The sequence below is a fragment of the Vreelandella lutescens genome (genome assembly GCF_014640815.1).
Classification (GTDB): domain Bacteria; phylum Pseudomonadota; class Gammaproteobacteria; order Pseudomonadales; family Halomonadaceae; genus Vreelandella; species Vreelandella lutescens.
Genome location: NZ_BMHM01000003.1, coordinates 623,528 through 645,819, shown reverse-complemented (window position 1 = coordinate 645,819; position 22,292 = coordinate 623,528). Strand labels below are relative to the sequence as shown.

Below are 22,292 nucleotides of genomic sequence, written 5' to 3'. Positions count from 1 at the left end.
CGGTTTTACCCAGCCTAGTGCCCCTTAATGGTGGCTTACTTATACACTGGGAAGCGGCCACACACGTCAGCAACTTTATCCAGCACTTGAGCTTCGATAGCGCTGGTGTCTTCGCCTTTGGCCAGGACGTCGAGAATATCGCAAATCCAACCTGCTAGGTGCGTGCACTCGTCTTCACCGAAGCCGCGCGTGGTCACGGCGGGGGTGCCGATACGCAGGCCAGAAGTGACGAACGGGCTTTGCGGGTCGTTCGGTACGGCATTTTTATTGACGGTGATATGGGCGCGGCCAAGGGCAGCATCCGCATCTTTACCGGTCACGCCCTGCTTGATCAGTGATAGCAAGAACAGGTGGTCTTCGGTACCACCAGATACGATATCGTAACCGCGGTCGATGAAGACCTTCGCCATGGCTTGGGCGTTCTTAACCACCTGCTGCTGGTAGGTTTTGAACTCGGGCTCCATGGCTTCTTTGAAGCAGATCGCTTTGGCGGCAATCACGTGCATCAGCGGGCCGCCCTGGCCACCGGGGAAGACCGCCGACTGCAGCTTCTTCTCGATGTCAGGGTTGTTCTCTGCCGAGAGAATCACGCCGCTACGCGGGCCGCGCAGGGTTTTGTGCGTCGTGGACGTGACCACATGGGCGTGGGGCAGCGGGCTGGGGTAAACGCCAGCAGCGACCAAGCCAGAAACGTGCGCCATATCCACCAACAAGTAAGCGCCTACTTCGTCAGCGATCTCACGGAATTTTGCCCAGTCGACAATCTGAGAGTAGGCAGAGAAACCGGCGATGATCATCTTCGGCTTGTGCTCACGGGCCAGTTCAGCGACTTGGTCGTAATCGATCAGGCCTTGCTCATTCAGGCCGTACTGAATGGCATTGTAGTGCTTGCCAGAGAAGTTGGGCTTGGCACCGTGCGTTAGGTGGCCACCCGCGTCCAGGCTCATACCGAGGATAGTGTCGCCCGGCGTAACCAACGCTTGGAAAACGGCGCTGTTGGCTTGAGAGCCAGAGTGCGGCTGAACGTTAACGTAGGTCGCGCCGAACAGCTGCTTGGCGTAGTCGATGGCTAAGTTTTCAGCGATATCGACAAACTCACAGCCGCCGTAGTAGCGCTTGCCTGGGTAACCTTCGGCGTATTTGTTGGTCAGCTGGCTGCCTTGCGCTTCTAGTACGCGGGGGCTGGCGTAGTTTTCAGAAGCAATCAGTTCGATGTGGGCTTCTTGGCGTGCCACTTCTTTTTGCATGGCATCAAATAGCGCATCATCGAATCCGGCAATTGTCATATCGCGGCTGAACATCGGCGGGAACCTCGTTACAAAAGGATCATCATGGAGAAGCGAGGCGGCTATCATACCGCAGCCTGACGCGACTTTCATCGCATCCGCGTCAGGTCTTACATGAGCATGTTTCATGTTGCCAGCCGCCCCTCAAACCTGACCGACTGGACAACCACGCTACTTCAGCTCAAAGGTGAAGGTGAGGCGCTCGCTGCTGCCCATGGGGTTCATTATGAATTGATTAAGCATAAATGGGTTAGGCAGCGCCACATTAACGGTTAACGACTGGGCTTTGCCCGCCATAATATCCACCATGCCCACCATGAGCTTGGTAATTTGCGGGCCAAGCAGCGGTCCTAATTGCTGCGCTTGCGCCCAGGCTTGCGAAATCGCTTGTTCTTCGCTGATGCCTTCTTGGTTTGCTATTTCGGTAGTCATGCGCGGCAACATGCCTTCATCGCTGTAAGCCACGGTGACGTTACCACCGTACAGCGTCGCCGCTTCAAACAGGGCGGGGTTTTGTGTGGCCTGCTCTAAGGTGGCCCCTTTGGGCAAGCTGATGGGCACATCCATAGAGAACTCTAGGCCACCGGCTCCGTCCAACTGCAAATACCCTTCTGAGGTGAGGCGGTTGCGGCTGCTCGGTTCATTGGAGGGTGCTTCATGCCACTGCGAGGCGCTTTGGCCTTCGGCACTTAAACGCCCGGTACCGCCCGTCAATACACGGTTCAGGGCTTGAAGTTCTTCTCGCTCAGCGGGGGGCACTAAATTGATTAACTCGCCAAGATCAAATTCCGCACCGCTAAAACCCGCCTCGCCTACATAGCTGTTACCTTTTACCCAAGCGTTGTCCAGTAATACGCTCCACTGCTCGCCGGTTAAACTAAAACCGTTGAGTTCGGCATGCTCAAGGCGCTCGTCTCCGGGGCGGTCGAGCCCTTCCAGCGCTTCAATGCGCATATCTCCTAATGCCAACGTCGCGGAGATGCCGGTGGCGAGGTCGTTCAACTCACCGCTAACCCCTTGTAACGCGATGAGACCAACGGCACTGCTGCTCGCCTCTTCTAGCTCTAGGGAATCAATGGAGAGATAACCTGCTAGCGCTTGGCTCTCAAGCTCAGCAGCTAGCTCATCTGCCAAGCTGCCCTCTAGCCGAAAAGTAATATCACTCAGGCTGAGTGCGCTAATCGGGCTGCCTTCCGTCTCGAAAGCTTTTAGCGTAGGCACGGCAGCGCCAGGTTCTCGTAGTACCAGCTCTCCCACGGTCAGCACGGGCGAGTCGAACCCCAATTCAGTGACGCTGATGCCATCTAGCGTAATTGACTCTGGCTGTGTGTAACGACCTGCCACGCGGTAACGGTCGATCGAGAGCAAATCGCCATTGGCGTAAGTAATCGCCACATCTTCTGCCACATAGCTGTTGGCTTCTTCTACTAGCTGCCCAATGGCCATACGGGCATCGTCGCCCGCCAGTTCTGCCTGCAGATCCGCCTCGAACTGCTGTAGCGACGCCTGCGCGGTTCCCGCCACCAACCACAGCGCTACCCCTGTTACGCCCCACTTCATCACATTCGCCCGCATGCCACGACCTCCCTGTTGAAAGGTTTTAGCATATCACCAAGCTGCACCAACGCCATCGCTTATCCATCAGCGAAAAGGCTGCTAAAGAGCCGCCTTTTTTTATTGCTAGTACGATTACGCCTCGCCTAATAATCCTAAGCTTGCCGCCGGGGCTTGCCTACGCAGGCTGTAGGAGAGCGCGTGGCCGATGACACCTATTAACAGCGCGCCGCCGATGGGGAGTGTTAGCCATAGGCCGATATGCAGGCGCGGAGTTAAATCGAGCCAGTAGAGGTAGAGCGCGGCGGTGGCGAGCTCTGCGAGCACCGCCCCTAGCAAGCCGCTGGCAAAACCGAGCAGAGCATATTCTGCCCCCTGCACGCGGGAGATCATCCGGTTACCCGCACCAAACACCCGCAGCAGGCCACTTTCATGGGCACGCACCGGGCGGCTGGCGGTGAGGGCGGCGTAGAGCACACTCACGCCCGCTAACAGCACCAGAATAAGCACGAGCTCCACCGCCCGAGTCACTTGGGTCAACACATCACGAACCTGCCCGAGAATGGCATCTACGTTAAGCAGCGAGACGCCTGGGAAGTCGCTAACCAGCTCGCGCACCAAGCCCTGCTCTTCGTCTGGCAGATGGAAAGCGGTGATGAAGCTATGGCCGAAAGATTCCAATACGCCGGGCGGGAAGATCACGAAGAAGTTCGGGTTAAAGCTGTCCCAGTTAAGGCTACGCAGGCTGTCGATGCGCGTTATGATGCTGTCGCTGCCCACGGCGAATGTGATTTCGTCTCCCAGCCCCAAACCAAGACGCTCAGCCAAACCATCTTCTACCGAAATGGGGACAGTTTCTGAGTCGCTCGAAGGCGTCGCGTCCACTTCGCTCATCCAGCCTTGAGGTTCACTGGCAGGGGTAAACCACTGCCCTGCCACCACTTGGTTGCCCTCAGGCAGGTCAGATTGCCACGTCAGATTTAACTCACGGCGCAGCGAGTTGTCGCCTCGGGCATCAGCGGGCACCGCATCCCTTGGCGCTTGACCGTTAATCTCGGTAATTCGGCCGCGTACCATGGGGTAAAGGGTGCTCTGGGTATCGACCCGTGGCGCCACCGCTTGCTCAAACGCATCCCGCTCGCCGGGCTGAATGTTGATGGCGAAGTAGTTGGGCGTATCTTCTGGGAGCTGGTCTTGCCATGTAGTGAGCAGATCACCACGCACCAGGACGATCATCGCCATGGCAAAAAACGTCACCGAGAAAGCTAATAGTTGCCCCAGCCCCGCCTGCTTGCGGCGGGCCAGCTGACGCCCGCCCAAGCGAAACGCCTGAACCCACTCGCCACCGCCCGTAAGGCGCTGCACAGCGCGAAGCAAACCATTCAGCAATAAAGAACTCACACCCCAAAGCAGCGCCAGTAAAGCTGAGCCACCTACCAGAAGTGCCAAGGCTAATGGGAAGCTGCCTGAATAGAGCCACAGCAGGCCACCAAAGACGATGCTGGCCACACCCACCACCAGCCAAGCGGCGGGCGGCAGGGGGTCCAGCTCTCGGCGCAGTACTTTCAGCGCGCTTACCTGCTTGATACGCAGCAACGTTGGCCCCGCAAACCCTACCAGCACCGACAGCGCGGTAAAGATTCCCAGCCACAGGGGCATAATGCCCGGAGGTGGCAGGGTCATGGGTAAAAAGCTGGTCAAAAGCCACAGTAGCAACGATTGCCCCACCAACCCCAGCAAGGCACCCAGAATCGATGCCATCAACGCTAGGCCGATCAGTTGCAGGCTGAAAATCGTTACTAGCTGGTACTGGCTGGCCCCAAAGCAGCGCAGCAAGGCAGCGGTGTCCAGATGACGCTCTACGTAGCGGCGAGTCGACATCGCCACGGCCACCCCGGCCAACAGCACCGCTGCTAACCCGGCAAGGCCTAAGTAGCTTTCCGCCCGCTGTAAGGCGTTGCCCAGCTGCGGGCGGTCTACCCGCACATCACGCACCTCTACTCCATCACGCCGTAGCTGTGCTAATAAGCCCTGCACTTGCTCTAACGCGGCGGGCGGCCCGGCAGCCAGCAGTTCAAACTCAATGCGCGACCCTGGCTGTACCAACCCAGTGGCTTCAAGGTCAGCGGTATTGAGCATCAAGCGCGGGTTGAAGTTACCAAAACCTGCGGACTGGTCCGCTTCGCGTTCGATAATCCCGCTAATGGTCAGTTCCGTTTGCCCCACCTGCACGCGGTCGCCAATCTCTATCTCAATCAGCTCGGCGAGCCGTGGGTCAGCCCAGGCTTCTCCCGCAGGTGGGCCAGAGGCGATTTGCTCTACGCCGTTACCACGATCCACGTGAGAAACGCCGTAGTGTGGGTAAATATCATCCACCGCTTTGAGGCTGGCAGGCTGGAAACGCTCGCCTTGGCTGATCATGGAGACCAGATCCACTTGATCGCTCAGCGTAAAACCCGCCTGCTCTAAGGTATTGCGCAGCTCTTCCGAAAAGGGATCACGCTGTTCAAGCACTAAGTCGCCACCTAGCATCTGCCCGGCCTGGCGCTCTAGGCCGCGCTCTAACCGATCAAGAAAGAAAGCAATCATGGTGGAAGCGGCCACCGCCAGTACTAGCGCGACAAACAGCGCGCGCACATCTGCCGCGCGAAGATCACGCTTAAGACTTCGCGCCGCTAATCGCCAGTTGATATCACTCATCGCCTTCCTCGCTGCTTGCCGGTGCGGGATCAAACGCTTCCAACTGGCCATTGGTCAGGCGTAGGCAACGGTCGCAGCGACGTGCCAGGGCATGATCGTGGGTGACGAGAATCAGTGTTGTGCCTGCTTCATGATTGAGTGTGAAAAGCAGATCGATGATTTGCGCACCCGTATCCGGATCTAGGTTGCCGGTGGGTTCATCGGCGAAGACCAATTCGGGATCTGTCACGAAGGCTCTGGCAATGGCGACTCGCTGCTGCTCACCGCCAGAAAGCTGCTTGGGCTGGTGGGAGGTGCGTTCGCCCAATCCTACACGTTCTAGCCACTGCTCAGCGGTGCGAGCCTCACCGGCGCGTGGAGAGAGCTCAAGCGGTAGCAGCACGTTTTCTAGGGCACTTAACGTGGGCAATAGCTGAAAATTTTGGAACACAAACCCTACACGCCCTGCCCGCAACGCAGCTCGGCCATCTTCATCTAAGCGGCTAAGCGCATGACCAAAGAGCGTTAGCTCTCCATCGCTAGGCGTATCTAACCCCGCTAGCAGGCCTAACAGCGTTGACTTCCCTGCCCCACTTTTGCCTAGGATCGCCACGCTTTCCCCCGCCGCCACGCTCAACGAAAGGTCGTGTAAGATAGTGAGCGTGCGTTCACCACTGGTCACCCGTTTGGCAAGCTTTTCTGCATGAAGTACTGGCTGGCTAGCCACTTCATTCGGAACCTTATGAGCAAACGATGGGTCGGTGGTGGGCTGGCGTGTAGGCGCGCCATCGGTGGTTATCTTGGATGTTGGGTCAGAGGAGTAAGACATGAAGCTTGGGTTCCCTATAGCGATTCAAAAACTGATGATTCAAAAGCGAGTGATCCAGTCACTTTTTTTTGCTCGTCTTGGCGTTTCAAGTAGCGTTGCACTGGTGACGTTAATGAGCGCGACACCCCTGTATGCCAACAACATTGCCAACGACCCTCCTACACTGCTGGTGATGGGAGATAGCCTCAGTGCGGCTTATGGCATTGAGCAGGAGCAGGGCTGGGTAGCCTTATTAGCAGAGCGCCTTGACGGCGACGCGCAGGTCGTTAATGCCAGCATCAGCGGCGAGACAACCTCAGGAGGCGCGCAGCGATTTGCCGATATCATCGGACAGCGTCAGCCAGATATCGTTCTCTTAGAGCTTGGTGGCAATGATGGCCTACGTGGCCTACCGCCTGCTCAAATGCGGGCCAACTTAGCGGTCATGATTGAGCAAAGCCAGCAAGCAGGTGCAGACGTACTGTTGCTGGGCATCGATATTCCGCCGAATTACGGACAAGCCTACCGCGATGCCTTCACCGGGGTCTATCACTCTCTGGCGGAGGAGTACGATCTCTCCCTCGTGCCTTTTTTGCTGGAAGATATCGCGCTTAACCAACAGCTGATGCAAAGCGATGGCATTCACCCCACAGCGGAAGCCCAGCCCATTATCTTAGATAACGTATGGCCTGCGCTTGAACCCATGTTGGAAGAGACGTACCAGGCTTCTTCTCAGTAGCTACTGAACTCAGTCAGCGTTGATACTTTCTACTGAGGAGATATAGCGCTTTTTTGCCTTAGCTTGTAGTCTTAAGCGATATTTGACCAACGCTAATGGCGTCCATGTCTACTTCCTCGTCCCGCTCGCTTTCTACCGTTTCGCGTCGGCAGTTTTTAACCGCTGCTGGCGCGTTGCTATTGGGTGCCGGGCTGGGGATACACCCCTCTTCTGCGGTGGCTTTCAACCCTCAACAGTTGCGACAAAGTATGCAACAGCAGTATGGGCAAGTTGGACTTAATGTGCTTGAAGAGTGGTTCACACTATTGGAACGCTTACGCGGCCAGGACGTGCAGGCACAGCTTCGCGATGTGAACGATTTTTTTAATCGGCGTATCCGCTGGGTAGAAGATATTCGCGTATGGGGAGAAGAGGACTTTTGGGCAACGCCGCTGGAAGCACTAGGTAAAGGCCAAGGGGACTGTGAGGATTACTCCATCGCGAAATACATTACCCTGAAGCAGCTTGGTGTGCCGGGGGAGCGCTTGCGTATGATCTACGTGCGCGCCCGTATTGGCCGCAGCCAAATCACCCAGGCCCACATGGTGCTAGGTTACTACTCAACACCGAATGCCGAACCGCTGGTACTGGACAACATTTCGCCTTCTATCTCTCCTGCTTCTCAGCGTAACGATTTAGACCCCGTCTTTAGTTTTAACAGTGACGGTCTTTGGGCAGGTGGCGGCTCAGAATCCCGCGCCGACCCGCTGGCACGGCTATCGCGCTGGCGTAGCGTCATCGGGCGGATGCAATCACAAGGATTTATTTAAGAGGACTGGCGTTATGTCGCTGATTAAACAGCTTTGGCTGGCCATTATTGCGCTCTTGCTGTTGTCGTTTGTCGGCAGCCTGGCGATCAGTATCACCAGCAGCCGTGACTACATCGAGCAGGAAGTGCGCATTAAGAACGAAGACAATGCCACGACTCTGGCGCTCTCCATGAGCCAGTTGGATAAAGACTTAGTGATTTTAGAGCTGCTGATCTCGGCCCAGTTCGATACCGGCTACTACCGCTCAATCACACTGCGCGATGCTGAAGGCGAGGTATTGGTTGAGCGCCGCGCCGGTGAATACAGCGGCGATGTTCCTGCATGGTTCCGCAGTTTAGTCCAGTTCGATGTACCCACTGGCAACGCCACGATTCAAGATGGCTGGCGGCAGTTCGGCACGCTGGAACTAGAGAGCCAGCACAGCTACGCTTACGCCTCACTTTGGCGCAGCATGTTAGAACTCGCCGGCTGGTTTTTACTCGCTGGGGCCATTAGCTTAGCGATTGCCACCGTGATGGTGCGGGGCATCAAGCATCCTCTGGTACGCGTCGTCGCTCAGGCAAAAGATATCAGCGCGCGACGCTTTACCACCATTCAAGAACCCCGCACGCTAGAGCTTCGTGAAGTCGCCCAGGCGATGAACGTGCTTTCCGCCAACGTGCGCCAAATGCTCAGCCAAGAGAGCCAAAAGCTCGATGAACTGCGCCGCCATTTGCAGCATGATCGCGTCACGGGAGCTTTAAACCGTGATGTTCTGATGGGCAAACTGGCATCACTATTAGGCAGCGACGATGCCCGCGCCACAGGCCTGATGGTGATGGTGCGCGTGCAGTCCCTAGAGAGTTTGAACGACCAGCTAGGCCACCAAGCGACCGACCAAGTGCTTAGCACCCTGGTCACAGAGTTGGCAGCTCTAGAAACCAGCGCCGACGAAGCGATGATTGGGCGCTTAAACGGCAGTGATTTTCTACTGATGTTGCCGTTGGAAGAGCAGCCAGATGCCCTACTCCCCCGTTTGCAACAAGCACTGGAAAAGGTCGCTTTTAGCGCCCCAGAGGCAAACATACGCCTAGCGACGGCGGTAGTGGCTTATCACTCTAACGACGAACGCGGGCCACTATTGGCCACGTTAGATGATGCCTTGGCCGAAGCCGAAAGTGACAGCAGTACGACCAATATCGCTCTTCGACAGCGTGAGCAAGGTTCATTGTTCGGTAACCATACCGATTGGCGTAACGCGCTAACCGCGGCTATTGCTCAAGGCCCTCAGTTGGCTTACTTCCCTGTGGTGGATGCTCAGAACCGAGTACTGCACTACGAATGCCCGGCTCGACTGGAGCTTGCCAATGCTTGGCAAACCGCAGGCTTGTTTATTCCTTGGGTCACGCGTTTTGCGCTTGAGCCCGCCTTAGATATCGCTGTTATCAAAAAAGCACTGGCACAGCTGGACGTTAACCCAGACCAATGTATTGGGATTAACCTCTCCATTGCGTCGATCAACAATGCGCAGTTCGTCAACGAGCTGCGTTTACTATTAGAGAAGCAGCCCGCCCTTGCAAGTAAGCTCTGCTTCGAAGTGCCTGCTACTCTGACACCTCATACCATTGGCAGCCTACGCGGGCTGTGCAGCGCACTGCGGCCACTTGGCTGCCAGTTCGGTATTGAGCACGTAGGCGCGGAATTCACTAAGCTGGCCGACTTACACGACGTAGGACTTGCCTATCTCAAAGTGGATAGCAGCTTAATTCGCGGTATCCATACCTCAAACGAGCAGCAAACCATCGTGCGCGGCATGGCCACGCTGTGCCACTCGCTGGGGATTCAGGTAATTGCGGAGGGAGTCACAAGCTCTGAGGAGCTAGAAAGCCTGTTCCGCACAGGCGTAGACGGTGCGACGGGACCAGGCGTGCGCTTGAGCTAATCGCTCAAGCCTCTCTTTAGTAAGATTGTTTAGATAGACCACGACGCGGCATCTGCCGCGTCAGATAATCCCGCCATCATCACTCAGCAAATTCACATCGTTCTTAGCACGAAGCGACTTACGCTCCATCACCTTACTCTGAGCGGCAGCGGGCAAATCGGTAAAGCTAAGCACACCTTTCTCTAGCAGCACTTCCAGCATATCTTCCACTACCCGCACAAACGCTAAATCCGACGCAATCATTTGCGCCGACTGCCCCGTTTGCTGGGCCAGAAAGGCAAACACCTCCGGCGAATCCGCCGCGATGGTGTCATTACACTCAGGCGAGGGCTCTTTGCTGAGCATCACAATCTCCCCACGGGCATTTCGTTTGATGTAGAGCATAGCCGCTTCCTCTGTAAGTAAACGCACTGATTGGTTGCGAAAAGTAAACCTGGGTTAGAGACGACAAGGCCGCCCGGAGGCGGCCTTTGGGTTGGGTTAGATATTACTGGTCGATTTTGAGTTGATCGTTATTCAACATATGCTGAATAACATCTTGAGCGCTTCCGCCACCGAAGTCAGAGAAACTCTTACCTTCCAAGCGAACCACTTGATCTGCGTTCTCTTTATTACCAGCCAAATTACCGTCAGAGTTGATGTACAGAACCGTATCATCCCCTTCTTCTTCCGCAACGATATAGGTGCTCAAATCAGCAGCACTCTCTTCGTTCTGAAGCAGCTCAGAGATATCCAACACGTCCCCCTCGCTAGCATTGAAATCCATGACGCTATCATTAGCAGGCTGCTCGGTAGAGCCTTGGTCACCAAACTCCCACTTGAAGGTGTCTGCGCCAAGCCCACCTATTAAGATATCGTCTCCTTGACCTCCAATCAGCGTGTCATTTCCGCCTTTAGCAGGGTTCGGGTCTATCAAGCTATCATAGTTATCTTTGATATAGCTGTAGATATCATCCGATGTGGGTACGCGGCCTAAATCGTCCTCTAGGAAAGCTTTCAGAGCCTTCAACCCAGAACCATCTGGAAGCTCAGCCGAGTCGCGTCCCTCCCATGTCAAAGTATCAGTGAAGATAGCATCGCCAAAGATAATATCGTCACCCTCACCACCACGGAGTATATCGTCCCCGACGTCTGCCAACTCCAGTTCGGTAGATCCTTGGTTCAACGCAACAGAGAGTTCATCTGCTGTATTGACGATTTGTGGTTGGCCAATAGCGGCTGTCACGGGTACAGGAGACACTAGGCCAATTTCATTCAAAGACATTGTTGCATTGGAGTTATTGTTACTCCGGTCATCTACAGAGTAGACAAGCCTGTAGTCACCTGCAGCCAGATCATTGATGACAATGGTAGAGCCACCCGTTCTACTCAAACCGCTATTGATGAGCGAGTTCCAAGAGCCTCCAACCAATTTTTGAAGCTGATATCCAAAGACGTCACTTGAGTTACTAAAAGTGGAGTAAGAGAAACGTAACTGGCTACCATCGGCGGCCACGTTAAACTGATCGCTCGTAACAGAGAAGGCACCCTGGTTTCTTGAATCTGAAATTTGCAGATAGCCTTGATCGATGACAAAGCGACCATTACTGCCAGCTCCTGTCCAATTAGACGCTCTGTCAAGTACGTCATTACTGCCACTAAAATCAGCCAACGTAACGGTATCGATTACACTGACAGTTCCTTGACCTAAGCTATTGGTATTGTCAAAGAAGTTCAAATAATCTTGATTGACACCATTTCCAATGCCTACGCCATAGACCTTCGTGCTACTAGCCTGCACCAACGATCCATAAGCATCGATAGAGGCGCGCAACACGTCAGCATTTGTTGAGTTCCCTGGCCCTTGATCGTTAGCCCCGTAGAAGGTGGGATCGCCATCGGTTAAAAAGAAGGTTAGGTTCTCATACCCAGCCTTGGCATCACTACCGCTAAACCACTGCTCGGCGGCATTGAACGCGGCAGAATAGTTCGTACCGCCGTTAGCACTTAACGTATCAATGGCGTCGGTCAAGTTCTTAAGAAGCTCGCCACTTTGTAAATCTTTTACCGATGCTTTGATGGACGTTTGTCCGCTACCGGCAAACGGTATCAGTGCAATATTGATGACGCCGGAATGGCCCGCAAGCTCGGTAACAAGTTGTGAGAGCGCCTGCTTGGCTAGCTCCATCCGAGTTAGACCGGCGGTGCCCGAAGCATTACCCATACTCCCCGAGACGTCGACGATTAGGGCAATATTATAGTTACCGCCTGGCTCAACAGTCACTTTCGCCCCTCCGACATCACCAATGATGACGTCGTTACCAGAGCCACCTTGAATCACACCACTATTGGGCTCTTGCGGGTTAGGCGTATTATGGGCTGGCGGTGTGTCTTGGCTACCATCGTCATCTAGGTTGCTACCGATAACCAGCAGGCCTTTGTAGAGAGTGATACTTGCTGGTACCGCCACTGATTCAAAATTGCCGTTTACTTCAAGTACAGTTGCTACCAGATCGACATTACCCTCAGCATCCACAGAGAGAGTGCCTTTACCATTTCGGTCAAGGTTAACTACATACTGCGTGCCGCCCACTTCCACCAATGCTGTTGGGAAGGTGTATTCAAAATCGTACTGACTAACGTCGGGTGGATTCGAGGTCTGTATATCAAAGACCACTTCAGAAGGCCCATCAATAGTGGAAGCATCTTCAGACAACACTTCTTTATACTTGATAGCATGTATCAAGTAGTCATCATCATGGCCAACGGCCGTGAACTCAGCACGAGTGAAGAGCAAGCCACTTCCCGGCTCGAATGTGTAAGCATTATCTACTCTATCCGAGCCACCAGGCGCATGCTCTGTTTTAGTGACATTGCCTTGAGCATCGTAATAAGTAACTAACGCATCTGTTGAACTGCCACCACCAGACACAATTGCCCAACCAACGGAATCCCCCTCGTCGTCGAAGAAGTCTACGCGTGCTTCCTCAGCATTATTTCGCCACGCAAACTGGACGTCAAAAGACTTAATCTGGTTATTAAACTCAACCGTAATCTTCTCACTCTGTCCATTACCAACATAGCCAAGCTCACTGCTGGCGGCACCACCCGAGGAAGCACCGACTACTCCAAAACCATCATGGACGGTTCCCGTGACCTTGGATATCTCACCAACGTCACCGTTACCCTTGTAGGCAGTCACAGTAAAGCTACTGGTCGTATCAACGTTTCCTACGTTAATTTCTGATGTCTTCGTGACAATCGCACTGATACTAACTGTTGTGGTATCGATGGTGTCGTTCACTGTAACGGTAGCTTTATCGCTAATGTCTAAGCTTTCAAAATTATGATTGCCTGCATCATTCACCGTGACCTCATAGCTTTCACTATCTAGGTATACATCATCACCCTGAACAGCAAATGCACTTGAGACACTTTCTGTTGCTCCTGAGGCAAAGGTAATGGTCGCTCCATTACTTAATGTAACCGTGAACTCTTTACCTGCTGGATGGCTCAATGTGGCACTAATCGTAGCCGTGCCGCTGCCTTCGTTCACAGTAATATCGTGAAGGGTGATCGTGGTGACGTCGTTGTCGTCAACCGTGGCCACCGTGGCGGTGCTGGTGGTGTCCAGGGCTTCGTAGTTGCCACCGGTGGTGCCGGTGATGCTCAGGGTCTGGCTCTGCTCGCCTTGCTGGAAGACGTCGTCTTCACGGCTGGCGAACGTGACGCTGCCTTCGGTGGCACCGGCGGCAATGACGATCTGCTCGCCGTTGGAGAGCGTGATGGTCAGCTCGGTGGCCGGGGCGTTGTCCACGCGGGCGGTGACGGTGATGTCCTCGCCTTCGGTGACGGTGTCCGGGGCCTCCAGGGTGACAGTAGCCTCTAAATCAGCGTCTGCATCAGCATCCGCATCGGAATCTGCATCTGAATCGGCATCCGCGTCTGCATCGGCGTCCGCATCTGCATCTGCATCGGCATCAGCGTCCGCATCTGCATCGGCGTCCGCATCGGCATCAGCGTCCGCATCTGCATCAGCGTCCGCATCTGCATCTGCATCCGCATCCGCATCGGCATCTGAATCGGCATCCGCATCTGCATCCGCATCCGCATCTGCATCCGCGTCGGCGTCTGCATCGGAATCTGCATCCGAATCGGCGTCCGCATCTGCATCGGCATCTGAATCGGCATCCGCATCTGCATCCGCATCCGCATCTGCATCCGCGTCGGCATCGGAATCTGCATCCGAATCGGCGTCCGCATCTGCATCGGCGTCCGCATCCGAATCGGCATCAGCGTCCGCATCTGCGTCGGCGTCGGCGTCGGCGTCGGCGTCGGCGTCGGCGTCGGCATCAGCGTCCGCATCCGCGTCTGCATCTGAATCGGCATCGGCATCGGCATCGGCATCGGCATCCGCATCCGCATCGGAATCTGCATCCGAATCGGCGTCCGCATCTGAATCGGCATCCGCATCAGCGTCCGCATCAGCGTCGGCGTCGGCATCAGCGTCCGCATCCGCGTCTGCATCTGCATCTGAATCGGCATCGGCATCAGCGTCCGCATCTGCATCCGAATCGGCGTCCGCATCCGCGTCTGCATCGGCATCGGCATCGGCATCGGCATCGGCATCGGCATCAGCATCAGCATCAGCGTCCGCATCGGCATCAGCATCAGCGTCCGCATCGGCGTCCGCGTCAGCGTCAGCATCGGCGTCCGCATCCGCATCCGCATCAGCATCAGCATCGGCATCGGCATCGGCATCGGCATCAGCGTCCGCATCGGCATCAGCGTCCGCATCGGCATCTGCGTCCGCATCGGCATCCGCATCCGCATCTGCATCGGCATCGGCATCAGCATCGGCATCAGCATCGGCATCGGCATCGGCATCAGCATCGGCATCGGCATCAGCGTCCGCATCTGCATCTGCATCTGCATCGGCGTCCGCATCGGCGTCGGCATCTGCATCGGCATCGGCATCGGCATCTGCATCTGCATCGGCGTCGGCATCTGCATCTGCATCTGCATCTGCATCGGCATCGGCATCGGCGTCGGCATCTGCATCTGCATCGGCATCCGCATCGGCATCGGCATCGGCATCAGCGTCCGCATCTGCATCCGCATCTGCATCCGCATCCGCATCGGCGTCCGCATCTGCATCGGCATCGGCATCGGCATCGGCATCAGCGTCCGCATCCGCATCCGCATCCGCATCAGCGTCCGCATCTGCATCGGCATCGGCATCAGCATCGGCGTCCGCATCTGCATCGGCGTCCGCATCTGCATCAGCGTCTGCGTCTGCGTCTGCGTCTGCGTCTGCGTCTGCGTCTGCGTCTGCGTCTGCGTCTGCGTCAGTATCGTCTGCGGCCGCAATGCCGCCATCGAATTCTACGAATTCAGCGCCTTCCAGGCCGCCTTCTGTACTAAAGCTGAGTGGGTCTGTTTCTTCGGCAATACGGGCAACACGTACGAAGCTGTTGCCACCACCACCGCCGCCACCGGCGCCACCACCTGCTGCGGTGGCATCGAGCAGATCGAGCAGATCGCCTTCTTCATCATCTAATGCGGCGAGAAGTGCTTCTAGATCGTCGTCCAGTGCACTGGCGTCGGTAGCAACAATCGCGTCATTGCCAAGCTCAGGCGTGAGGGCGACTTCTTGTCCACCTTCAACAACATTGGCTCCTGTGCCGTCGGCAAAGTCCAGGTCTACTCGACCGTCTGCGGACGTTACGAGCGTTTCGCCTTCTTGGATCACGTCACCGATGCGCAATTCACGCAGGTTACCGTCTTCGTCACGCGCCCATGCTTGACCTGTAATCGCGATTACTGTTGCCATGTTGTCTACTCCGCCCACCGCTACATTTAAGGGGTCGCCGCGTTGGTAAGCACTCATCAAAATAGAGGACTATTAACGGCATTTTGTACCAAGGCTAGTCCTGTTAACGGCGTATTTATATTGTACCGGTGGACAGTACGTACATAGGGAGCGGCAAACGTTGCCAGAGGGCTCTAAAACTCTGTATTAGCGGGTACTTAGAGGCGTTGATTTATGTGTTTACCCCACTCATAGCGTCGTAGGCTTTGATGATCCCATTCAGCATATTCAGGGCACCTGAGTCGTTGTGGGTTTGGCAACGCTGGCAAAACTCATGGGCACGGGCGGCTAAGGCAATGTAATGAGAAGCTCTTTCCGGTGAAGAGAGCGCTAACCACTCCTGCCTTTCACTCAGTTGTGGCCATTGAGCACTCACCACCTCCAATACTTCTTTATATAGCTTGGCGGAAAGCGGCCAGTGGGCCCCCAAAGAGTCATAGCTCCATCCCTGCCAATCCAGCAGAAGTGGATGTGTTCCAAGCATAGCTAAGCGGGCACTACTCGGATTATGAAGGGTGAGGCAGTAAGGCACTTTTTCCACGGCGGCAATGATATAGGGCCAACGCTGCATAAAGGGCTCTACTTGAAAGGCCTGCTGATCATCGTGAGTTAAGTAGCCAAAGTGCTTGGCCTCTATTTTTTTCATGCGCTCTGGCAGGGAAGCAAAAGTAGCCATGTATTGCGTGCGCAGCGCATTCGATAAAGGCATTTTCATAAGCGTTTGGCGCAGCACTGCCATCCAAGGCTTACGTTCTTCGGAATTTAGCCACCTGGGCTGCTGCTCTCCCATCTCCAGGAGGAGGTAATAGCACCAAGGCAATCGGCCGTGGTCACACAACATCGGCACCGTCTGCTGTGTATCCATACGATGTCCACCCACTTCGGTTAAAAGTGCGCTTTCATGTAAGGCTTCATTTTCCCGTGACGGTTTGTAGCATTTCAACAGCCAGTAGTAAGTGCAATCGCTTTCATCAATAACCTGTATTAACACCTGTGCCACCGAACGCCCATGTAACAGTCGGCACTCGATGATGTGATACGACATGTGGTGGCCATAACGTTCCGCGATCCATGCTGTTAGCCACTGTGGCAGGGTGTTGGATTCAAAACGCTTTACAAAGTCGGTGGTTTCTAACAGCGAAACATGCCGGTCACGCGGCAGCAATAGCATGTTAATCGACTGGAAATGTTTGACAACACCCAGGAAGTTGACTAACCCATTCAAGCTGGCCGCCATCATTTGGCGCATTGAAATAAGTAAAATAAAAAGCGTTAACAGCGGACGAACAGATCCGTAAAGATAATCTAGCACGAGGATCGAAAAGCCTAACGCAAAGCTGATATTGATCACGGTGAGGACATTGCTTTGCAACGTATCCTGAATGATCTGTACCTTTTCATAGCGGTAGTAGTGCATAACCACAGCTGCCAATATCAGCACACATATGGCCGCTAGTAACGCTAGCAGCGGGTGCAACAGGGCAATCACACAACAAAACAGCAGAGCAATCACCGAAGAAGACAACGCGTTCAACACAACGGTGAGTACACGATTGCCCAGCAAACGGTGATTGGCAACCAGACGTGTTTTATTTAGGGATTGCAGTATGGCACTGGCAAAATGTGCGATGGCATGTCTTATCAGCCACTGCAGTAGAGCGTAAGCACAAAAGCAGAAAACAGCTAACGCTAACAAAATAGCGATTTGATCTTGATCACTGTGGATACCGGGCATCCATCCCGTCAGGCGGCTTTGGCCAGTCATCAGCACCTGAAGAAGCTGCCATGGAAGGACCAGGCTGGCTAACAAGAGCACCTGGGTCGCCACCTGCATCATGAGGATGGTCAGCACACGCCAGCGAAATGGCCATAGCACTTCACTGGCCAGTGCACGCATCAACGCGCGTATGTGCGCTCGGTGGACGGCTTGCCCTTCTCTTCCTGACATGAGCGGCTGACTACTCCATAAGAGGGGCAATTAATTGCATAAACGCCCGCAATTCATCTGGCTGTGATGCTACCGGGAGATACGTTGACACGGCTTTATATAGAGCGGAAAGGATAGCGGGGTTATGCCTTGGGCTGCGCTGCTCTGACTCGGCCCAGCCATAGATGGGCCACTGTTCTCGATAAGACACCGCTACCCCTGCTTGATGTAGCTCAGCGAACAGGTGCGACATAAAGTCAGCACCATAAAGGCGGCCCAAGGCCACGATGGGTTGACCGTTGTGATAGCGCTGGCTGACCAGCGCCTCAGGAACAGCAACATCGCCCTGAGTGTCTGTCAGATAAAACAGCCGCTGCCAGAAAGCGACCGCAGAATAAGAGGATTGCATGACCGCTTCCAACGCGTCTCTGTCGGCAGGTAGTGCTGGCCCTGAATGGCCATCCCCGCGGAGCAGCGATTCCGACCATCGAGCCAGCCCTTCATGCACCCAAGCCTGCTTAAACATCATATGGGCGTTCTGATAGAGGTGGAAAAGCTCATGGGCAGGGGTGAGATTGTGGGCTGCATCCACTTGCCCACCCAGCGCCATACGGATATGGCACTCTGGCACCGAGGGGTTGCGAACCACTTCGTCGTAGGCCTGTCCGCCACGGGTTTGGTCGGTGCGGAGAATCACCATTATAAAATCGGCCTGCTGGTAGCGGGGCATTTGCAGCGGCGGTGTCAGGCGAAGCACTTCCTGGTAGAGCGCATCCGCTACCGCTAGCTGCCGCTCTATGTCCTCACGCTGCACGGGATCAATATCACTCTGGTAAGAGGCATCCACAAAAAAGTGCACGCCTTTCTCGCTAACAGCATCCCCTTGCGGCGCTGGCAACAAAGATAAGGGGGGCTCACGCGATAAGAGATGGCAGGTACCAGCAGACTGAGACGCTACCGTCTGCTGTGCCATGGTAGGTGCTACGCTCCACACAGTGCAGAATAGCAGCAGCGCTCCCGCCCGCAGCACGATCACCCACCAGGGTTTAGTCACGAAAAGAGTCAGCCAATAACGAATAAAGGCCCACCCCATGAGACGCTTTTACCAGCACGTTGTCATCTGGTCGTAAATGCTGCACGAGTGCCTCTTTCAGCGCTACGACGTTAGGGTAATGAAAGACGCCGTTGGCTTCCCCGCCTAATGCCGGCACCAGCGCTTGGCACAGCGGGCCACATAACAACACTCGGCGGGCACCCACTGCGCTGATGTGAGGTGCCAAACCAAGATGCAAGGTGTCAGCCTCTTCGCCTAGCTCTAGCATATCCCCAAGGATCACAAGTTTTTCGTCAGCCTGAACAGGCAGTGAAGCAAAGGTTTCTAGGGCCATCCCCATCGAGAGGGGGTTCGCATTGTAGGCTTCATCATGCACCGTGATGGGCATGCCCTGGTGGTGGAGACGTTTGACCTCACCTCTTCCGGCAACTGCCTGAAAAGTACTCAAGCGCTCGATCACCGCCGATATATTTACATGATCGTGCCGTGCCACAGCCAATACTGCCATTGCGTTCAGCAGCATGTGACGCCCGGCAGCGCCAAGAGTCACGGGGTATAAAGCACCATCAATGCTCACTAGGCCAGCCTTCTCGGTGTACTGCACCAGCCGTATATCTGCCTCAGCGTGCTCCCCAAAGCTGATGACGTTTAAACGATGGTGTGTCGCCTGCTGTGCCAAATACTCATAATGGGCACCATCTCGATAGAGAATGGCGACGCCTCCTGGCGACATTCTCTTGAATATATGGGCTTTTTTTCGAGCGATTTCATCCAGAGAGCGGTGGTAAATAAGATGAGAAGCAGCAATGTTGGTAATAATCGCGAGATCAGGTCGTGCCAGCTCGGTATTAACCAACATGGAGCCAATGGCCATTTCGACCGCCCAGTACTGTGCCGTTTGTGGCATGGAAGCGAGATTCCAGGCAACCCCCACCGGTAAGTTTGCGCTTCCCCGGCTATACCCGACCGCTTTGTCGCTACGCAATGCATGCGCCAGCATAGCCACTACTGTGGTCTTCCCCGCACTACCGGTGACACCGACCACTCGTCCTGTAAACTGCCGACGCTGGTGCTGGCCAATCGCTAGCACTGCTTTGCGTACGTCATCTACCTGAAGCACTGGAACGCCTGTCTCACGATACGCGCTAGCTTCTTCACACAGCACTGCAGAAGCACCTTTTTCCACCAGTGACTGTACCGCTGGAGCAGATAAAAACCCCACCTCGGATTTACCACGCGCAACAACGATATCGCCCGATTTAAACAGCGATGGCTGACAGCATAGTCCCTCTGCCTGCCAACCTGCCGGAGGTGCCTCGCTCCAATGGCCTTTGGCTACCATTACCAGAGATTCAGCATCTAATATGCCTTGTCCAGGTTGTCGGATATTCGCCTGCCGCCCATGTAGCAGCATCTGTTGATAAGCCACTAAACCAGAAAGGTAGTGTTCAACATCATCGATACGTACCCGAAAGCCATGATGGCGAATAAAGAAACCATCAAGCACCGTATGAGGAGCTTTAAAATACATGGCCACTTCTGGCCAGAAAAAACCATTGAGCAGGTAGTTAGCTCGGGTATGCAGGGCCTGATAAAACTCATCAACGTTAAAATGATGCAGCACATCAGCGAACTCTGGCACGCTTTCCAGCTTTAGCAGCGTTTTATGAAACGCCATAGAGAGTTCAAGGAGCGTGGGGAAAGTCGTGATGCGATCACGGATAAAATCAACATACCCCGCGACATTGCGTACGGCAAAGTCGAAGTAGCGACGCTCTGGACGATACGCCAATAGCTCATTCGTACAGTAAGCCAACCAGTGATCGTGAGCTTTCTCATGACCATTGGCGATAAAAAAATCAAACGCTTTCACCACACAGTCCAGCCACGGGCGGTGTTGGGTTTGCCCATAAAGCCGCATCAGCGCAAACGCGGCTTCCCCATCGTAATAGATAATCCGCGTCTTTTCTTTAACCGACAAATCATCCGCGTTCAGAACATGGACAAAGCTTCCGTCAGGCTCCTGCATACGCACAATGCCCAGTGCCAGCGCACTGGCCACACTTGCATAGCGCTCATCACCCATCACCTGCTGATACTTAACGAGAGCAAGAATAGCGACCGCATTGGCGCCCAGTTTAATCAGGTTGCCCGTATCAACAACGTAAGCTGCCTCTTCGCGCTGAATAATATCTTGGGCGCACAGACTTGAGAGCGCAGCGCTAATTTGCTGGCGTAACTGCGCTAGCTGCCCCTCATCAAGCAACTGTTGGGCACGGCACGTTTCATAGCCTTCCAGTAGGGCGTAAGTACTGCTGGCATGACGAAGCACGTTATAAGTGCCGATTTCACGATGAAAACAGGGAAAATAGCCATATACGTAGCGACCATCCGGCTTTACTTGTTGGCCTAAAAAGCGGGTAGAACGTGCAATGAGCGCTGCTGTGGAAGCAGCACTTAAAGGAGCGACCTCTCGACGGCCCCAGCATCGCGGCTGGGTGCTCAACACATGAACGCTTGGCGCTTCATCACTGAGATCGACAAACATCCCTGCGGTAGAGAAACTCCAGACCGGCATATCATCCGCAAAGCTCGGCATTTGGCTGGAGCCATGGCGGGCCTTGAAATAGCGCTCAAGGTGCGCCTGATGAATATCCGCGTGCCCCACCTGGTGTCCCGCATACAGGCAGGCATTGGCGTTCAGCTCCATCTCGCTCAACAGCAGCCTTGGCTCGCGCTTACCTCCAAACGCCAAGCCGCTGCGAAAGTAGCTACGCTTGTAACGTTTAAGCTCTTGCTTGAAGTCAACCCAGTGCCATTCACGTACCGCAAAAGGCCACTCCACTCGACACCACACCAGAGGGTGTTGAAACTTATGCTGTAGCCGATTCACCGCTTGCAATAAAGTAGGCCATAACGCTGACCAGCGGCTTTCCTGCAAGCTAGCCACATCCAACGATACAGTGGCGACCTGGGCGCGTTGACGGCCATCACTGACCGACACCAACACCAGTGGCTGGAACGCTGGTAGTACTGCATGCCGGTTTAACCACATAGGCATTAACGTGCTGCCTAAGCTTTCTAGCGCCGCCTGTGTTCTAGGGTCACTCATTACTGGGATACACGCTCAGCCACCGGCGCTAACTTCAAAATCAGTTGAAGCCGGTCGCGCACGGCCAGCTTTTTGAAAATAGCGCTCATGTGTGCCTTCACCGTTCGTTCGGTAATATCCAGCTGGCGGGCAACCTCTTTGTTGGTGGCACCACGTGCCACCGCCAGCGCGACGCCCCGCTCACGCTCTGACAGTAGCGCCAAGTATTCGCTATGTTGGTAGCGATCAGGCTCCACACGCTGCTGAAGGGCCTTAAATGACCCCGCCAGCACCTTAGTAAGCAGCTCTTGCCCTACCCAAACACCTTTATTAGTGACCACCAAGGCCACCTGATTCAGCACTTCGGAAGCAGCCAAAGTATGAACATAGCCGCGTGCGCCTAAATCTAGAGCGGTAAGCGCTTGACGGTCATCGGGCGTGTAGCTCATGACAACCACTATGGCTCCCTGCCCCGCTAACAGGGTCACCAGCGCAGGCCATTCATTTAAAGTGGTCGGAATCCAAACGAGATCATCCGTAGCTACCTGATGACAGGCATTAGGTGAAAGCGGC

The 22,292-nt window shown here is 54.9% G+C and carries 13 protein-coding genes; 3 read left to right on the top strand and 10 right to left on the bottom strand.

Annotated elements, in window-relative coordinates:
- Window positions 1–35: 35 nt before the first annotated feature.
- The 4 genes from glyA to IEW65_RS10465 form a co-directional block, all read right to left on the bottom strand.
- Window positions 36–1,301, bottom strand: coding sequence for a serine hydroxymethyltransferase (gene glyA / locus IEW65_RS10480; protein WP_188639408.1), 1,266 nt, complete (start codon window positions 1,299–1,301; stop codon window positions 36–38).
- Window positions 1,302–1,457: 156 nt separating this feature from the next.
- Window positions 1,458–2,861 carry a hypothetical protein gene (locus IEW65_RS10475; RefSeq protein ID WP_188639407.1) on the bottom strand — a complete coding sequence of 468 codons (1,404 nt, stop codon included), beginning with the start codon at window positions 2,859–2,861 and terminating at the stop codon, window positions 1,458–1,460.
- 114 nt (window positions 2,862–2,975) lie between these two features.
- Window positions 2,976–5,540, bottom strand: coding sequence for an ABC transporter permease (locus IEW65_RS10470; RefSeq protein ID WP_188639406.1), 2,565 nt, complete (start codon window positions 5,538–5,540; stop codon window positions 2,976–2,978).
- A complete protein-coding gene (locus tag IEW65_RS10465; RefSeq protein WP_188639405.1) occupies window positions 5,533–6,348 on the bottom strand; it encodes an ABC transporter ATP-binding protein in 816 nt (271 codons plus the stop codon). Before IEW65_RS10465 ends, IEW65_RS10470 begins: the two co-directional genes overlap by 8 nt.
- 112 nt (window positions 6,349–6,460) lie before the next feature.
- On the opposite strand from IEW65_RS10465, the gene IEW65_RS10460 reads away from it, so the two are divergent.
- From IEW65_RS10460 to IEW65_RS10450, 3 genes are all read left to right on the top strand, one after another.
- Entirely contained in the window at window positions 6,461–7,066 is a 606-nt protein-coding gene (locus IEW65_RS10460) for an arylesterase (RefSeq protein ID WP_229755534.1), read from the top strand.
- Window positions 7,067–7,161: 95 nt separating this feature from the next.
- Window positions 7,162–7,875: a transglutaminase-like cysteine peptidase gene (locus tag IEW65_RS10455; protein WP_188639403.1), complete on the top strand. Its 714-nt coding sequence runs from the start codon at window positions 7,162–7,164 to the stop codon at window positions 7,873–7,875.
- 13 nt (window positions 7,876–7,888) lie between these two features.
- Window positions 7,889–9,796 (top strand): EAL domain-containing protein, encoded by a 1,908-nt coding sequence (locus IEW65_RS10450; protein WP_188639402.1) that lies wholly within the window; start codon window positions 7,889–7,891, stop codon window positions 9,794–9,796.
- Window positions 9,797–9,856: 60 nt separating this feature from the next.
- Here the strand turns inward: IEW65_RS10450 and IEW65_RS10445 are convergent, their stop codons facing one another.
- The 6 genes from IEW65_RS10445 to IEW65_RS10420 form a co-directional block, all read right to left on the bottom strand.
- Window positions 9,857–10,180, bottom strand: a complete 324-nt coding sequence (locus tag IEW65_RS10445) for a tryptophan synthase subunit beta like protein (protein WP_188639401.1) — start codon at window positions 10,178–10,180, stop codon at window positions 9,857–9,859.
- A 103-nt stretch (window positions 10,181–10,283) separates the two neighbouring features.
- Complete coding sequence (locus IEW65_RS17110) at window positions 10,284–15,608, bottom strand: immunoglobulin-like domain-containing protein (RefSeq protein WP_229755533.1); 5,325 nt, start codon at window positions 15,606–15,608, stop codon at window positions 10,284–10,286.
- A gap of 211 nt (window positions 15,609–15,819) precedes the next feature.
- Complete coding sequence (locus tag IEW65_RS10435; RefSeq protein WP_188639400.1) at window positions 15,820–17,595, bottom strand: ABC transporter ATP-binding protein; 1,776 nt, start codon at window positions 17,593–17,595, stop codon at window positions 15,820–15,822.
- Between the two features lie 10 nt (window positions 17,596–17,605).
- Window positions 17,606–18,547, bottom strand: coding sequence for a hypothetical protein (locus IEW65_RS10430; RefSeq protein ID WP_229755532.1), 942 nt, complete (start codon window positions 18,545–18,547; stop codon window positions 17,606–17,608).
- A gap of 73 nt (window positions 18,548–18,620) precedes the next feature.
- A complete protein-coding gene (locus IEW65_RS10425; protein ID WP_188639398.1) occupies window positions 18,621–21,740 on the bottom strand; it encodes a UDP-N-acetylmuramoyl-tripeptide--D-alanyl-D-alanine ligase in 3,120 nt (1,039 codons plus the stop codon).
- Window positions 21,740–22,168 carry a response regulator transcription factor gene (locus IEW65_RS10420; RefSeq protein ID WP_229755531.1) on the bottom strand — a complete coding sequence of 143 codons (429 nt, stop codon included), beginning with the start codon at window positions 22,166–22,168 and terminating at the stop codon, window positions 21,740–21,742. The genes IEW65_RS10425 and IEW65_RS10420 overlap by 1 nt, the downstream gene beginning before the upstream one ends.
- Window positions 22,169–22,292: the final 124 nt, after the last annotated feature.

What these genes read in the sequence shown, in the direction of transcription:
- glyA (WP_188639408.1), bottom strand. Translation starts at nt 1,301, where the DNA reads ATGTTCAGCCGCGATATGACAATTGCCGGATTCGATGATGCGCTATTT.
- IEW65_RS10475 (WP_188639407.1), bottom strand. Translation starts at nt 2,861, where the DNA reads ATGCGGGCGAATGTGATGAAGTGGGGCGTAACAGGGGTAGCGCTGTGG.
- IEW65_RS10470 (WP_188639406.1), bottom strand. Translation starts at nt 5,540, where the DNA reads ATGAGTGATATCAACTGGCGATTAGCGGCGCGAAGTCTTAAGCGTGAT.
- IEW65_RS10465 (WP_188639405.1), bottom strand. Translation starts at nt 6,348, where the DNA reads ATGTCTTACTCCTCTGACCCAACATCCAAGATAACCACCGATGGCGCG.
- IEW65_RS10460 (WP_229755534.1), top strand. Translation starts at nt 6,461, where the DNA reads ATGAGCGCGACACCCCTGTATGCCAACAACATTGCCAACGACCCTCCT.
- IEW65_RS10455 (WP_188639403.1), top strand. Translation starts at nt 7,162, where the DNA reads ATGGCGTCCATGTCTACTTCCTCGTCCCGCTCGCTTTCTACCGTTTCG.
- IEW65_RS10450 (WP_188639402.1), top strand. Translation starts at nt 7,889, where the DNA reads ATGTCGCTGATTAAACAGCTTTGGCTGGCCATTATTGCGCTCTTGCTG.
- IEW65_RS10445 (WP_188639401.1), bottom strand. Translation starts at nt 10,180, where the DNA reads ATGCTCTACATCAAACGAAATGCCCGTGGGGAGATTGTGATGCTCAGC.
- IEW65_RS17110 (WP_229755533.1), bottom strand. Translation starts at nt 15,608, where the DNA reads ATGGCAACAGTAATCGCGATTACAGGTCAAGCATGGGCGCGTGACGAA.
- IEW65_RS10435 (WP_188639400.1), bottom strand. Translation starts at nt 17,595, where the DNA reads ATGTCAGGAAGAGAAGGGCAAGCCGTCCACCGAGCGCACATACGCGCG.
- IEW65_RS10430 (WP_229755532.1), bottom strand. Translation starts at nt 18,547, where the DNA reads ATGGCACAGCAGACGGTAGCGTCTCAGTCTGCTGGTACCTGCCATCTC.
- IEW65_RS10425 (WP_188639398.1), bottom strand. Translation starts at nt 21,740, where the DNA reads ATGAGTGACCCTAGAACACAGGCGGCGCTAGAAAGCTTAGGCAGCACG.
- IEW65_RS10420 (WP_229755531.1), bottom strand. Translation starts at nt 22,168, where the DNA reads ATGAGCTACACGCCCGATGACCGTCAAGCGCTTACCGCTCTAGATTTA.